General features: G+C 68.4%; 2 protein-coding genes. One reads left to right on the top strand and one right to left on the bottom strand.

The genetic code is table 11. The annotated features are described in order from the left end of the window. Positions 1-386, bottom strand: a 386-nt coding sequence (locus tag FXN61_RS49435) for a MarR family transcriptional regulator (protein ID WP_167980639.1), incomplete at its 3' end; no start/stop codon positions are given. 185 nt (positions 387-571) lie between these two features. Here FXN61_RS49435 and FXN61_RS49430 point away from each other — a divergent pair. Beyond that, positions 572-1,378, top strand: an 807-nt coding sequence (locus FXN61_RS49430) for an NAD(P)/FAD-dependent oxidoreductase (protein ID WP_167980638.1), incomplete at its 3' end; no start/stop codon positions are given.

The raw sequence follows: 1,378 nt of genomic DNA, 5'->3' as shown, positions 1-1,378 counted from the left end.
CCGGCGATCAGGCCGGCGAGCCACGCGGCGGCCTTGCCGACGTCGTCGTGGTCCGCCGTGGGAACGATCACGTGGTGGATCTCGCGCCCTCTGAGGTCGGTCGCCAGGACACCGGTGGTCTGCGCGCCGAAGCTGACGCCGATGACATGCCCGGTCGAACCGGGTATGTCCAGGTAGGTGGACGGCCGGCCGCGACCGGCGACCGCGTCGACACCGCGATCCACGACGAAGCCGTCGGCCCGCAGCTCCTCCACCGCCCTGGACACGGTGGCCTTGCTCAGGCCGGTCAGCTCGATGAGCTTGTTCCGCGTCAAGGGCGCCTGGGCGAGAACCACGTCGAGGACCGAGGCTTTGTTGAAGTCACGCGCCGTCGGGTTGATCGTCACGCCCGATACCATACCAAAGGTTTCAGTTTGGAACTGGAACAAATGGTGCTAGGGTTCCCCCAGCCGCGAGGAACTCCGACGAAGCAGGCAGATGTCGCCCGCAGATCACGTCGACGCCAGTCGGCACTCGCCGGTGCGCAGATCCCCGGACCACGCCGGCCGATCGCAATGGCAGGAGAGCAGCGATGAAGTTCATCCCCTACTGGCTCGACACCGCCGGACAGGGACCGGACCGGTCCCGCACCGAGATCGGCGGTCATGTCGACGTGGCGATCGTGGGCGCCGGTCTGACCGGTCTGTCCGCGGCACTGCACCTCGCCCGCAAGGGCGCCAACGTGCATGTCTTCGAGCAGGAGACGGTCGGCTGGGGTGCGTCGGGCCGCAACGGTGGCATGGCCACCGTGGGACTGGGGATCGGTTTCCGCGACGCCGTCGCCCGATACGGAGTCGAGACCGCGGCCGCGTATCTCGCGGTGTACGGCGACGCGGTCGACACCATCGAGAAGATCGTTGCCGACGAGGGCATCGACTGCCACTTCGCGCGCGCGGGCAAGCTGAACCTGGCGGCCAAGCCCGCTCACTTCGACGGCCTGCGCAAGACCCACGAGCTGCTCACCGGCCTGGGGTACGAGACCCGTCTGGTGCCTGGGAACGAGCTCCGTTCCGAGATCGCCTCGAACAGCTTCCACGGCGCGATGATCGACACGAGGAGCGCGGGCCTGCACGTCGGCAAGTTCACCAGGGGCCTCGCCGAGGCAGCCGTGCGAGCAGGCGCCCGGATCCACGAAAAGGCACCGGTCCAGCAGATCCGCCGGTTGAACGGCACACAGCACGAGCTGGTCACCCCGCGCGGTACCGTCCGTGCCGACCAGGTCCTCGTCGCGACCAGCGGGTACACCGGCCGGCCGTTCCGCTGGCTGCATGTCAGGATCGCCCCCGTCGGCAGCTTCATCATCGTGACCGAACCACTGGGCGAGGACGTCTGCGACGAG

It is taken from the genome of Lentzea indica (assembly GCF_012184385.1).
In the GTDB taxonomy this organism is placed as follows: Bacteria; Actinomycetota; Actinomycetes; order Mycobacteriales; family Pseudonocardiaceae; genus Lentzea; species Lentzea indica.
Note: the sequence above shows the minus strand (reverse complement) of the source record. Positions and strands in the feature narration are given on the sequence as shown.